The sequence below is a fragment of the Marinospirillum celere genome (assembly GCF_900112235.1).
In the GTDB taxonomy this organism is placed as follows: Bacteria; Pseudomonadota; Gammaproteobacteria; order Pseudomonadales; family Halomonadaceae; genus Marinospirillum; species Marinospirillum celere.
Window position 1 is genome coordinate 1 of record NZ_FOLH01000004.1, and the last position, 13,578, is coordinate 13,578.

Consider the following 13,578-nt stretch of genomic DNA (forward strand, 5'->3'; position numbering starts at 1 on the left):
CCTGTCCATTGCTGGTGATACCACCTTTAATGGCGCTGTCTCCCAGTTGGATGCACTGGTCATTGATGGCAGCCTGGATTTGCAAGCCAGTTTAGACGCTGCATCCCTGAGTGTTTCCAATACCGCTAACCTGGCTGGTGATGTCACCACCACGGGTACGCAAACCTATTCCGGTGCCGCAACGCTTGAAGGGAATCGCACCCTGGAGGCGTCCTCACTCACTTTTGCAGCCAGTGTCACGGGTGATGATAACGATCTGTCCATTGCTGGTGATAGCACCTTTAATGGCACCGTCTCCCAGCTGAATGATCTGGTCATTGATGGCACCTTGGATTTGCAAGCCAGTTTAGACGCTACATCCCTCAGTGTGTCCAATACCGCTAACCTGGCCGGTGATGTCACCACCACAGGTACGCAAACCTATTCCGGCTCGGTAACGCTTGAAGGCAATCGTACCCTGGAAGCGTCCTCACTCACTTTTGCAGCCAGTGTCACGGGTGATGATAACGACCTGTCTATTGATGGCAACACCACCTTTAATGGCACCGTCTCCCAGCTGGATGATCTGGACATTACTGGCACCTTGGATTTGCAGGCCAGTTTAGACGCCGCATCCCTGAGTGTGTCCAATACCGCTAACCTGGCCGGGGATGTTACCACCACGGGTACGCAAACCTACTCTGGTGCGGTAACGCTTGAAGGGAATCGCACGCTAGAAGCATCTTCACTCACTTTTGAGGATACCTTGACCGGTGATGGCAACGATCTGTCCATTAATGGCAACACCACCTTTAATGGCGCTGTCTCCCAGTTGGATGCTTTGGTCATTGATGGCACCCTGAGTTTACAAGACAGTTTAGCGGCCACATCCCTGAGTGTGTCCAATACCGCTAACCTGGCCGGTGATGTCACTACCGCAGGTACACAAACCTATTCCGGTGCGGTGACTCTTGAAGGGAATCGCACCCTGGAAGCATCTTCACTCACTTTTGCAGCCAGTGTCACGGGTGATGATAACGATCTGTCCATTGCTGGCGATACCACCTTTAATGGCACTGTCTCCCAGTTGGATGACTTGGTCATTGATGGCAGTCTGGATTTACAAGTCAGTTTAGACGCTGCATCCTTGAGTGTTTCCAATACTGCCAATCTGGCTGGTGATGTCACCACCACCGGCACTCAGACTTATGCCGGTATGGTTAATCTGAACGGAAACCGCACTCTTCAAGCAAGCAGTCTGGACTTCCAATCCACATTAAATGGCAATAACAATAGCCTGACTCTGAGTACCGGCTCGGGCAGCATTACCGCCAGTGATGTCTGGTCTGACCTGAACAACTTGACGATCACCGAAGCTCAGGACGTTAGTCTTAAATCAACGCAACTGAATGGCAATTTCCAGGTGGATTCCGCTTCCGGCACTTTAAGTGTCGATGGTGATCTACTGGCCCAGCGGATCTGGGTTCAGGCTGACGCGGCTGAGTTAACCGACAACTCTAGCGTGACTGCTTTGGGAGCAGATACTCAGGATGCTGAAGCCATCGTTGCTCGGGTTAACGCACTGACTTTGGGTGATAACGGGCAATTGATTGCTGATAATGGCAGCTTCCGCTTAGCACCTGTGGATAAAACAGCCAACTTCTCCATTGCTCAGGCAAGTGCAGGCAATTTTGCATCAGCCCAGGCACTGCACTATGACCTGAACGCGATCAGTATCTCTACAGACCACTTATATATTGGTCAGGCTGATCATGAAGGAGCCATTTATGCCGGTCAATTGGATTTAAACAGCCACCTTACGCTGGAAACGACCGGCGAGCTTTTCCTGCGTGATACGATTTCCACTCAGGGTAACAACCAGAACTACCTCAGCACGGTGACACTTGAGAGCGACTTAGTGCTGAATGCCGGTAGCACGGGTGATCTTCTTTTCTCCCAAGCACTCAGTGGCCCTTACAACCTAACCCTGGCCAGGGCCCGCAATATTGACTTGCAACAAGCAAACATTAATGGCGACTTTGCTATTGAGTCCGCCACAGGTATCACCCAGCTAAGTGGAGACGTTTCGGCCACTAGCATTATCTTGAACTCTAGAGAACTGATTTTTAAAGAGGGTATTACGCTTGACACTGCAAACTCTAACGGCGATATCAGCCTAGTGACCGATCAGTTTACAGTCGAAGGTGCCCTAACTGTTGATGCTGGAGCAGGAACAGCTTTACTGGCCGCTCAAGATCGCAACAAAGATCTCTACGTCTGCTTGACCAACTGCAGTGCTGAAGCCGAAGATGTTCTCTACCGCCTGACTGAAGACATTCAGGTCACTGCTGGAAACATCCAAATAGGCAGCAGAGCGAGTGGTGAACGCCACCAGGGGGACATTTATCTTCAGCGTCTGCCATTTGAGTTTGATCTTCAAGTCACCACTGATGCAGCGATCCAGCTGGAAATGCTGCCTAACGCTAACGAATTAAACCTCAACGGCCTCTTGCTGGAAGCTCAATCTATCCTTTTGCTCGGTCTGGGTGAATCAACCCTAACTGGTTATGAGCTTTCCAGTAATCAGTGGACTCTAACAGGAGACAATGAAGGACTCATCAGCAACAGTGACAATATCAGACTGCTCGATGCGAATGGTGACGTGCTTTCTGATGGAGCCGCCAACTACTCAGGGTTTACTCATTTTATTGGCGGCAACGAGGATGACCATTTCCAACTAGAGGGTAATGGTCGAATTACGGGCTCTATCAATGGCCAAGGGGGTAGCAATACCCTGGATATCAGCCAGGCCAATACACGCATTGAATTGGAGTTGGATACCAATTTCAGCAACATACAAACCCTGATTGGTGATGGCGATATCCTGCTAGGTAGTCAACAGCATGCTAATCATTGGGCTCTGACCGGCGCCTCCAGTGGCGAACTCGTCAGTGAAAACTATACTCTGGAATTTACCGGCTTTAATCTTTTAACCAGTGGCAGTGGTGTCGAAAATACCTTTACTTCCAACGGCAGTTATCAGGGTGATCTTGAACTTTCAGGAAATAACCGATGGAACTACACCGCCACCGAAACCCTGGCGCAAGGTCAAGTCAGAGGAGATGGCAGCTTAACTATTGACACACCCGCCAGCGGCACCAATTTGACTTTGGGCGCAAGCGACCTCGTTCTTCCAGACCTGAGCGAACACACGGGTGTTTTAGTTATTGGTGGTCTGCTTGAACCTGAAAATAATCAATCTTTACTTCCATTAGTTGGAACGACCCGAACAACTGTCAACACCAACCGCTTACGAATCAACGAGCCTGTGAATGTCGGTAGCGACCTAATTTTCCTAGGCAGCGATATTGAATTAAACAGCAATATCACAACACAACGCAGTGTTACCTTCATTTCTGTGGGTGACAGCAGTACAACAGCGAACAACCTGACCGGTCAGGGGGACTTGCTTGTCAACGGCCAACGTACCGTAACGGCTAGCAATGGTCGCATCATAGCAGCCAATGGCATTACTAACTCGGACAGCCTGCTACTGAATTTCAATGGTGGTGACTTTGAACTTGCTGTCAGCGCTGAACGTCAAGATGCTTCACAACCCAGTCAGGCATCCAGCGCCGTTGGTGTTGATCTCTCAGATAATACACGGCGTTATATTGAACAAAGCCTCGGCTTAGAGCTGGTCAGTGTTTCGGTTAGCTTTGTCAATCCAGCCGCCGCCATCTTGGGTGTACGTGCCATTGAAGTTATTGATATAGCCCTCTTTGAAGAAGACCTCACCCTCTTCGGTCGCTTAGGTGAAGGTGTTGCTCTTGCCTTTGCCCAGTGTGAAGAAGTTGAAGGCTGTACACCCGATGTCACTCAGGAAGAGCTCACTGCATCTATTGATGAGCTGGATACACGCATTCAACAGTTGGAAGCAGAACTGGAAACAACCAGCAACCCAGAAAGACATCAACAACTGGAAGAGCTATTAGCCGGTTATCGCACCCAAAAAGATGAATTTGCAGCTTATCTAAGTGATTTGCAGGACTTCACTGGCTTTGAAGACCAGTTAGCCGATGAGCTAGGTGATGATCAGGAAATCGACATGGAAGCCATTGAAAGAGAAGTGGCCATTATTGAAACCATTTACACCCGAGTGCAGTTTCTTGAAAGCCTGCAATTCAACAGAGAGCGCCGGGAAATGTTTGCTGAACGCACAGGCCTGGATCTCACTGAAGAAAGATTGGAACAGATTATCGAAAGCACCATGAAAGCGGCTGCAAGAACGGAAGCTTTGATCGAACGCATGCTGGATGGAGACTAGTGTGAAGCGGGTACTAACCTCTTGTATGCTGGCACTGGGAATTTTTTGGGGTACCTGGGTGCTTGCCGAGGACGAATTGACTCTGAGTGATGAGCCTTTAGAGACTCAAGAAGACACCGAAGCAGAGCTGCAGCTACTGGAAGCCGACCCGAATGAAATGTCGCTGCAAGAACTTAAAGAAGAAGTACAGCTCTTAAAAGATTTGCAAGCAGGCCTGGCAATAACTCTGGCAGCCTGTGAAGACGAGCCCCATTGTGTGACCGCCTTCACAGAACAGGAAATTGACCGAATGTTGGACGAAATACAGCGACTAATTGGGAAGCTCGAAGGCCAAGAAAAAGAGTACCATGAGCTTCTTGACGAACTGCAACAAGTTGAAACTGAATACAGCCATTTGCAAACGGAATTTATACAGGTAGCAGCAACAATTGACCGAGATTCCTTAGAAGGTAATTGGGCAGACCAGTTTGTGTTTGACGACTTTGATCTGGGGCCCGACGTACCTTATCCAAACGAACACGTTACACTGAACATGTTTGAAGATGCTCACAAGCCCCTACCCATTGAATAGGGCTTAATTGAAGAAAGGTGATAAACACTATGGCTCTTTTTACCAAAACCAAAAAAATGTCCATTATGTTTGCCGACATTTGCGGCAGTACCAAGCTATACGACTCCCTGGGTGATGAAGCTGCCAGAAAGATAATTGCAGACACCTTGAATCTGCTCACTGAGTCGGTCAAACGCTTTGATGGAACCGTCATCAAAACCATCGGTGACGAAATAATGTGCACCTTTCCAGATGCTGAAGCAGCCCTCAAGGCAGGCGTCGACATGCAGGAAAATCTGGAAGATGCCAACGATGAAGGTTTTGCGCAAGTTCCAGTCAAAATTCGCATCGGCTTTCACTATGGACAAGCTATCATGGAAGATGGTGATGTTCATGGTGATGCCGTCAATGTAGCAGCCCGTATGGCAGCTCAAGCACAAGCCGACCAAATCATTACTACGAGTGAAACTTCTAAGCTTTTAAATGCCGCCCTTCAAGAAGACATTCAATTTGTTGACTATGCCCCCATCAAAGGCAAAGGCACAGTGGAAATTGTTAAATTTGAATGGAAAGAAGACGATGCTACTCAGATGTCAGCCGACATCCCCAATGCTATTGCCAGTATTGGTGAGGCAGTAAAGCTCACTCTGACATACAAGGATTCCGAGATTACCTTGAACAGCGAGCGTGAATTTGCTGTTCTTGGACGCAGTGCAACTTGTGATCTCCCAGTCAAAGAAAGCCTAGCCTCACGTCAGCACATCAAGATAGAGCTACGCCGTGACAAGTTTTTCCTCGTCGATCAAAGCACCAATGGCACCTACATCCAGCAGGCCGATGGTAGTGAAGCTTTTGTTCGACGTGAAGAAGTACCCTTGGTTGGCAAAGGCCAAATTAGTCTGGGACGCGCTTTCAATGACAACCCTCAAGAACTGGTTAGCTTCAGCTATGTAACCAACTTATAAAGGATAGGGATGATGACTGCAGAAACCCTTAACGCCGTTGCTGCCTCCTCGGGTAAAACTGACCGGGGGCTAGTACGCCCAGTCAACGAAGATGCATTTCTTGATCGCTGCGAAGATGGTCTTTGGGTCGTCGCTGACGGCATGGGTGGTCATGACGCAGGGGATGTTGCCAGCCGCATGATTGTGGAAAGCCTACGCAGCCTCCCCATGGAAGGCAGCCTGGCTGAACGTCTGGACAGCATTGAAGATGCTTTGGATCAAGTCAACCAGCATCTGCTCAGAAGAAGTATTCAGGAAGACGGGCAAAGACACATCATCGGCAGTACCCTGGTTTTATTTGTCATTGAAAATGCCCAACTTGGTGCCCTGCTCTGGGCTGGAGACAGCCGTATTTACCGTTCACGCAATGGCCAACTCTCCCAGCTAACTGCTGACCATTCTCAGGTGGAAACCTACATTCGCCAAGGCATCATTAGCCGTGAAGAAGCCAGAAGCCATCCCGATCGCAATATCATCACCCGAGCTGTGGGCAGCCAGGAAGACCTCTACCTAGAAGCTGATCTTTGCGAAATAAGCCCAGGAGACCGCTATCTCCTATGCAGTGATGGTCTAACCCGGCACTTGGAAGATCACGAAATTGAAGATCATCTCAAGCAATCAGCTTCAGCAGAAGAAACCGCTCAACGCCTGATTGATCTAACTCTGAAACGCGGTGCCAAAGATAATGTTACTGCAGTGGTTGTGGATATCCTCTAAGGGCAGGTAGCAAAAATGGTTGATCTGAAACCCACTCTGGAAGCCTTGGCAAACAACGAAATTGCCATTCCAGAGGTGCAGGTAATGTTCCAGAGCCTTCTGCAAAAACAGCAGATAACAGGCCAACAGCTACAGCAGACCTTAACACAGGCGCTGGAGGCGGGACTGATCACCTCTGAACAAGCAAGACGTCTGGATATTTCTGCTGATGTTCAACCCCTACCTGAAGAAGATGAAGATGACGATGCAACCGTCCTAGCCACCCCTCAAGGAAGTGCACCCCAGGCGGACCCGGATGACGAGGATGCCACTGTCATTGCCTATCCTGGCAACCCTCAACCTAGTGATGATGACGAAGATGAAGATGCCACGGTCATTGCCACTCCTCCCAATCAGGATACTCAGCTAACCCGCTATGAGCAGGCAGCCCCAACTGATGATGAGGATGAAGATGCCACAGTCATTGCCAACCCTGGGCAAGCGCCAGACACCCAATTAACTCAATTCTCAGAAGAGGAAGGTGACAGCACGGGACAGTCCACTTCACGGACATCCACCAGCTCCAGAACCTCATCCATAACGTCTTCGACAGGTTACAGTACCACCAATACCTCGCAACGCTCCTGGGACCTTCCCGGTGCCACCAATCCTCAGCTGAAAAAGCTGGGGCCAGGTTCGATTATTAAAGATCGCTTCATCCTGGATAAGGTGTTGGGTGCAGGCGGCATGGGTAAGGTGTTCCAAGCTCGGGATTTGCTCAAGGTTGAAGCCAAGGACAGCAACCCTTATGTTGCCATGAAGGTACTGACGGAGGACTTTAAAGCCCACCCTCAGGCCTTTGTTGCACTCCAGCGTGAAGCCAGCCGCCAACAAAAACTGGCTCACCCCAATATTGCTACGGTCTATGACTTTGACCGGATCGGCATGACCGGCACCCAGGTTTTCATCACCATGGAGCTGCTGGTTGGCAAGCCACTGGATAACTTCATTCGCAAGGTGGTGCGGCCCAAAGGTGGACTGCCCTTTGAAGAAGCCTTCCCACTAATAGAACAGCTGGGCGCAGCTCTCTCCTATGCCCACCAGCGTAATATTGTTCACTCAGATTTTAAACCAGGCAACGCCTTCCTCTGTGATGATGGCACTGTAAAAACCCTGGATTTTGGTATCGCCCGAGCTGTTAACGCCAGCGCTGAAGAAGAAAAAGACAAGCAGGATGATGAATTTGATGCTGGTGACCTGGGAGCCTTGACCCCAGCCTACGCCTCTTTGGAAATGCTTCAGGGCAAAGATCCCTCAACTCAGGATGATCTTTATGCCCTGGCTGTAGTCGCCTATGAACTCCTCACTGGCTATCACCCATTTAATAAAAAATCAGCGCTGAAGGCTCAGGAAGCCAAACTGGTTCCTACGCCCATCAAGGGACTTAAAAAACGCCAAATGAAAGGCCTTTTACGAGGCCTGGCTTTTGAAAAAGAAAAGCGCACCCCAACAGTAGAAAAATTCCTGGAAGAGCTGGAAGGCAAGGCAAACTGGCACAAAAACCCCTGGGTGCTGGGCACCGCCTTCTCAATTATTCTTGGCGTGGCTGCTTATAACCCCGCCATGAATTTTCTTGATGAACTCTACGTCAATCGCTTGATTGACCAAGTACAAACCCAAGAAACCCACTTGATTGAAAACGTCATCGCTGAATTACCCCAACTGGAAGTCAACGCCCGTAACCGAATTACCGACACCACCCGTGACGTACTGCAAACCTATCTGCAAGGCTTAATGAACATGGCTGTCAATGTCGATGAAGGCCGCTATGATTTTGATCGGGCAGCCCATGAACTGGCGCGCATGGAACAGCTTTACCCTGATTCAGCCGCCGCAATCGGCCTGCGCAATCATCTTGACCTGGAGCGCAACCGCTACCTTCACCAACTGGGCCAGCGCCTCAATCTGGCCATTGAAAGTGACCACCTGCTTCCGGGAGAAGATTATCCGGAAAGCATCAGTGAAATCCTGTCCCTCATTATCGCCGTGCGTCCAGATCACAACCTGCTCAATGACCCGCGCATACCTGATGCCTATGCCACAGCCGCTCAGGAAGCCATTAACCTGGGTGAACTGAATGAAGCCAGAACTTTTTTGGATCTCGGTCTGGCCCGTATGCCGGAAGATATTGACCTGATTAATACCCAGGACCGCTGGAACCTGGCCGTTGAACGCCAGGAACGCCAAGCCAGAATTGAGCAGCTACGGGAAAGCTTTGGTGAACAGGAAACCGCTTTCACCAGCCTGGACACCTTTATCAGTGAAAAAGACAACCTAATGGAATTGTCGCGTCTGTCCCCTGGTGATCCAGGACTACAAATTCTTGGCAGCCTGGCCGCCCCTCTATTAGTCCAAGAAAGTGATGCCCTCCTGGAAGAGCATCAAAATCTATGGATGGCACTGGGCCAACAGCTACTATTAATTGAGAGGGGAATAGGGCCTCAGGCCGCCGAGCGCGAACTGGAAGAACTCCTGGAAAATCCTGACATAGGCCGCAGTTGGGAAAGTGATGTCCAGCGTCTGCTGACTTGGCTGGAAGCCAGTCCGGGAACTGACTCCACTACCCTGGCAGGCTATCAGGAACAGCTTCGAGGCATCTATCTGGAAGCCAGTGAAGAGCTGGAAGAAAACAGCCGGTACAACCTGGCTTTAGCACTCATCGACCGGGCAGAAGGCCTGGGGCTCTCCGGAGACTTGCTGACCGAAGCCAGAAACCGAATTGATGAAGACTACCAAGAGTTTCTCAGTGAGCGTGAGGAAGCCGCACAACTCGCCCGTGTTGAAGGGATGCAAAACACCCTGCTGGTCCAGGCCGCTGCACGCGAGGTTGACGAAGCCGAAGCAACCCTGCGTGAACTGCGCCGGTATATGGAAGATGACGACCCCTTCCTAACCATCACAGCTGCCGATGCCCTGGCAGAAGCCTACCTGGAACTCACCAACAACCTGGGTGCGCAAGGCGATTATCGCGACGCAGTTCGTATGGCCGACCGCGGGCTGGATCTGGCACCTAACGATCTTCAGCTGCAAAATGCCCGCGACAACTTCCAGGTTGAAGGTAACATTGAAGAACTCAACCAGCTATTCACCGAAGCTGAACACTTTGATACCCCAGCAGCAGAAAGAATGCTGGATGAAATTCGCACTCATGCCCCAGGGCGCTTTAATGAACTGGAACGCCAATACACCAACATCTTGATTGATCGTATTTTGGGTGTTGCCGACTCCAGTCGCAGTGAAGCCGAAAGTCTGGCCAGCCGGGCCAGCATCCTCTTTCCAGGCAATAATCGCCTGGCCCGCTTGCGTGCCGACCTGGCTCCACCACCCTGGCCTCAAGGCCGAACTGCGCGAGCGGCACTATCAACAGGGCGCCTGACAGAAGCCCAGGCCATGCTGGAAGCCTCCAAAGAGCGCTTGCCTGATCACCCGGAAGTTCTCGATTTTGAAAAGGATTTGACTGCACGTATTCAAGAAGCCGAAAGCACTTTTGCCCGCTTCGAAGAAACGCTCGAAGCTGAAAACTTTGATGAAGCCCGCAGTCACCTGGGTCAAGCCAGGCAACTCTGGTCTGACAACACCACCTACCGGGGTGCCATTGCTCGTTTGAGTGAGCGCATGGCGGCCCAACGCTGGCAAGGCCAAATCCTGCAAAGGGACATGGATATCCGCTCGCTGAGAGCTTCAGAAGAAATTACCGGCGCTGAAGTTGCCGGGCAGGAATGGGACCCGATTGAAAGTAACCGCCCCTGTACCGAGGACTTGGCTGGTTTTGGTCGCCGAGCCCGTGCCATCTGCTTTGATATGCTGCATGAAAGGGTACGCGGTCCCTTGATGGTGGTTGTACCTGGCGATGAAGAGCAAAGCTCTTTTGCAATCAGCAAATATGAAATTTCCAATGAAGACTGGAACAAGTACTGCTTTTTAAGTGGCCAGTGCCCGGTCGATGTTGATCAGGACCAGGACTTGCCCAGAACAGGCTTGTCGATTGACGATGTCCGTGACTACACCGAATGGCTGTCAGCAAGAACCGATAAAACCTACCGGCTGCCCAGCCTTCAGGAATGGCACCACGCTGCCTATGCCCAAGGCCAACAACCGCCCCGAGACTATAACTGCCGGGTACGCCTGGGTGGCCAGGTACTCAAGGGTGATCAGATCAACCGAGTCTCTACCGGCCATCAAAACGGTTGGGGCTTACAAAACTTTATTGGTAATGTTCAAGAATTGACCGTCAGCAATGGCCAACTGGTTGCCGTTGGAGGTTCCTACCAGGACCCTCATGCTGAGTGTGGTATCGATTTTACCCGGAACCATTCAGGGGCAGCGGATGGTGTAACCGGCTTCCGCCTGATTCGCGAAGAGGTTGTTTCGACGCAACTACAAAGCGCCCAGACTGAATAATTCATCAAGAAATAGCAAGAGCAGAGAAAAGCCATGCAAACAAATTTGAAAACCCTATCCCGACAGTATGCCAACGGGCTTCTAACCAAGGACGACTACCGTCAGGCCAGAGCCGACCTCATTGATCAGGCTCAGGATAATGATTACACCGAGCCGCAAACAACCATCCCACTAGATGATACAGAAAGTGGAAGCTCAGAACCTACTGAGCCTCCAAGTTCAGCCAACCAGCGGGTTGATACCAGCAGCGGAGATGACCGCAAATGTCGGCAAAAAAACCAGCTCCTAATGAGCCTCATAGTTTTGTTGGCTGTAGCCTTAGGCTATCTTGCCTGGAGTTAATTCAGGCATTTTTCCACTGGGGTTTGCGCTTTTCAACAAAAGCACTGATACCTTCCCGTGCGTCCAAGCTTGTCAGATTTTCTGCCATGACTTCACTGGTATAGTCATAGGCCTCAGCCAGTGGCATTTCCAACTGCTTATAGAAGGCTTCCTTACCGATAGCTAGGGTTTTAGCTGATTTGCTAGCAATCAAGCGGGCCAGCTCCAGGGCGACTTCATCCTGCTGACCCTCAGTAGCCACGCGGTTAATTAAACCTATTTCCAAAGCCCTGGCCGCAGAAATCATTTCACCAGTCAGCAGCATTTCCATAGCCGCCTTACGACTGACATTGCGCGTCAAAGCCACCATGGGTGTCGAGCAAAAGAGGCCAATGTTAACGCCGGGTGTTGCAAAGCGGGCGCTTTCCTCGGCAACTGCTAAATCACAAGAAGCCACCAGCTGACAACCTGCCGCTGTAGCCACCCCCTGAACACTGGCAATCACCGGCTGAGGCAGATGCACCAACTGCTGCATGACTTGACTGCATTTATTGAACAAGGCCAACTGAGCAGCCTGATCACCCAGATTCCCCTGCACCTCTTTCAAATTATGCCCTGCACAAAATACCGGACCAGCAGCCGACAAGAGCACCACCTTACACTGGCTGTTTGCTGCCACTTCTTCCAATTTAACAGCCAATAAATCCAGCATTGCCATAGAAAGACTATTTCGGGTGGATGGATCCTGAAGCTCCAGGCGCAGCACGCCTTCACCCAAGTCAGTTACAGAAATCAAATCAGTTGCTGAGATGCTCATGTTATCCTCCGAATTATTATTGATAGCTATAAGGATACAGAATGCTTCCTAGCCCTCAGGATATTCTCAAAAACACAAAAACCCTAGCAATAGTCGGCATCTCTAATAAACCAGAAAGAGCCAGCTACCAGGTAGCCGCTTACCTGCAAGCTGCTGGTTATCAGATCTTTCCCATTAATCCTGGCTTGCGTGAGGTTCTGGGCCTGACCTGCTACCCCAGCCTTAGCGCTCTTCCCGGCCCTGTCGATCTGGTTAACGTTTTTCGCAAAGCCGAAGACTGCCTGCCCATTGCTGAAGAAGCTGCGAAGATCGGAGCCAAGGCGCTTTGGCTACAACTCGGTATTTCCAACACCGAGTGCCAACAACTGGCCGAAAAACAAGGGATGGCTTATGTCGAAAATAAGTGTACGAAAATTGAACATGCTCAACTAAACCAAAGCTGATTCAGATAAAGCATCAGTGGCAGAGTCAGCATGGCGGCGAGAGTTTGAGCCGTGATGATCGCCGCCATCAGCGGCGCATCCCCGCCCAGCTGTCTGGCTAAAATATAAGCACTGGTCGCCGTAGGCATAGCCGCAAAAAGGACCAACACCGCCTGTTCTTGAGTGCTCAAGCCTAAAAGCTGACTCATTCCCATGGCCAGCAAAGGCATCAGCAATAGCTTGAGCAGACTGGAAAAAACCAAAGGCCCACCTGCTGAGCGCAGGGCACTCAAGTTCAAAGCCACACCGACAGCCAAAAGCCCCAGCGGCAAAGCAGCCCTGGCCAGAATTTCCATTACCGGCTGACTCCAGCCCGGCAGGCCGATTCCAGTCAGATTTAAAAGAATACCCACCACACAGGCCAAAATCAGTGGGTTCTTAACTACCGCCAGAAAGGTTGAACGTAAATCGGATTTTTGCTCACCGCCATAAACAGCAAAAACCAAAACACACAAAAGATTGAGCAGCGGAATCATCAGTGCCATGATAACGGCTGCCAAAGCCAACCCAAGACTGCCAAAAAGTTCAGCGGAGGTAGCCAAGGCAACATAGGTGTTGAAGCGGAGTCCACCCTGATAAACTGAAGTGAACTCAGCACCTTCGCGGCTGATCAAACGCTTAAGCAACAAAGTAATGCCGGTCATTACCAGCAACAACAGGAAGACAGCAAGAAGCACCCGGCTGACTGCCAGCCCGGAAAAATCAGCCAGGGCAAGACGAGTCACCAGCATCGCTGGGAACAGGAAGAAATAAACCAGGCGCTCGAGCTGAGGCCAAAAGTCATGAGCGGGGAAAGCCAGACGCTTTAAAACAACGCCCAACAATAAAACAACAAACACAGGCCCCAGTGCATGGATCAAAGCAAGCATTGGTTTTTCAGTCTCCTCAACAACCACCTGACAGGGATGCGGCATCCAGCCACAGGCAGGGGATTTAGCCGT

At 50.6% G+C, this 13,578-nt stretch carries 9 protein-coding genes; 7 read left to right on the forward strand and 2 right to left on the reverse strand.

The genetic code is table 11. The features are described from left to right. The 6 genes from BM185_RS14665 to BM185_RS09625 all read left to right on the forward strand — a co-directional run. A partial coding sequence (locus BM185_RS14665; RefSeq protein WP_177203525.1) for a hypothetical protein occupies nucleotides 1–4,306 on the forward strand: 4,306 nt, incomplete at its 5' end. Nucleotide 4,307: 1 nt separating this feature from the next. Continuing rightward, nucleotides 4,308–4,877: a hypothetical protein gene (locus tag BM185_RS09605; protein ID WP_143089509.1), complete on the forward strand. Its 570-nt coding sequence runs from the start codon at nucleotides 4,308–4,310 to the stop codon at nucleotides 4,875–4,877. Between the two features lie 29 nt (nucleotides 4,878–4,906). After that, on the forward strand, nucleotides 4,907–5,821 hold the full coding sequence (locus tag BM185_RS09610; protein ID WP_091962780.1) for an adenylate/guanylate cyclase domain-containing protein: 915 nt from the start codon (nucleotides 4,907–4,909) through the stop codon (nucleotides 5,819–5,821). Between the two features lie 9 nt (nucleotides 5,822–5,830). Further along, nucleotides 5,831–6,577 (forward strand): PP2C family protein-serine/threonine phosphatase, encoded by a 747-nt coding sequence (locus tag BM185_RS09615; protein WP_218149427.1) that lies wholly within the window; start codon nucleotides 5,831–5,833, stop codon nucleotides 6,575–6,577. Nucleotides 6,578–6,592: 15 nt separating this feature from the next. Next, the gene (locus BM185_RS09620; protein ID WP_091962786.1) at nucleotides 6,593–11,017 is read left to right on the forward strand and encodes a bifunctional serine/threonine-protein kinase/formylglycine-generating enzyme family protein; all 4,425 of its coding nucleotides are present in this window, start codon (nucleotides 6,593–6,595) and stop codon (nucleotides 11,015–11,017) included. Between the two features lie 33 nt (nucleotides 11,018–11,050). Then, on the forward strand, nucleotides 11,051–11,359 hold the full coding sequence (locus tag BM185_RS09625; RefSeq protein WP_091962789.1) for an SHOCT domain-containing protein: 309 nt from the start codon (nucleotides 11,051–11,053) through the stop codon (nucleotides 11,357–11,359). Between the two features lies 1 nt (nucleotide 11,360). On the opposite strand, the gene BM185_RS09630 is transcribed toward BM185_RS09625, so the two are convergent. Further along, nucleotides 11,361–12,155, reverse strand: a complete 795-nt coding sequence (locus tag BM185_RS09630; protein WP_091962792.1) for an enoyl-CoA hydratase — start codon at nucleotides 12,153–12,155, stop codon at nucleotides 11,361–11,363. A 41-nt stretch (nucleotides 12,156–12,196) separates the two neighbouring features. Here BM185_RS09630 and BM185_RS09635 point away from each other — a divergent pair, with 41 nt between their 5' ends. Beyond that, nucleotides 12,197–12,598, forward strand: coding sequence for a CoA-binding protein (locus BM185_RS09635; protein WP_091962794.1), 402 nt, complete (start codon nucleotides 12,197–12,199; stop codon nucleotides 12,596–12,598). Here BM185_RS09635 and BM185_RS09640 read toward each other — a convergent pair. After that, nucleotides 12,580–13,506: an AEC family transporter gene (locus tag BM185_RS09640; protein ID WP_091962797.1), complete on the reverse strand. Its 927-nt coding sequence runs from the start codon at nucleotides 13,504–13,506 to the stop codon at nucleotides 12,580–12,582. The genes BM185_RS09635 and BM185_RS09640 overlap by 19 nt on opposite strands. Between the last annotated feature and the right edge of the window lie 72 nt (nucleotides 13,507–13,578).

What these genes read in the sequence shown, in the direction of transcription:
- BM185_RS09610 (WP_091962780.1), top strand. Translation starts at nt 4,907, where the DNA reads ATGGCTCTTTTTACCAAAACCAAAAAAATGTCCATTATGTTTGCCGAC.
- BM185_RS09615 (WP_218149427.1), top strand. Translation starts at nt 5,831, where the DNA reads ATGATGACTGCAGAAACCCTTAACGCCGTTGCTGCCTCCTCGGGTAAA.
- BM185_RS09620 (WP_091962786.1), top strand. Translation starts at nt 6,593, where the DNA reads ATGGTTGATCTGAAACCCACTCTGGAAGCCTTGGCAAACAACGAAATT.
- BM185_RS09625 (WP_091962789.1), top strand. Translation starts at nt 11,051, where the DNA reads ATGCAAACAAATTTGAAAACCCTATCCCGACAGTATGCCAACGGGCTT.
- BM185_RS09630 (WP_091962792.1), bottom strand. Translation starts at nt 12,155, where the DNA reads ATGAGCATCTCAGCAACTGATTTGATTTCTGTAACTGACTTGGGTGAA.
- BM185_RS09635 (WP_091962794.1), top strand. Translation starts at nt 12,197, where the DNA reads ATGCTTCCTAGCCCTCAGGATATTCTCAAAAACACAAAAACCCTAGCA.
- BM185_RS09640 (WP_091962797.1), bottom strand. Translation starts at nt 13,506, where the DNA reads ATGCTTGCTTTGATCCATGCACTGGGGCCTGTGTTTGTTGTTTTATTG.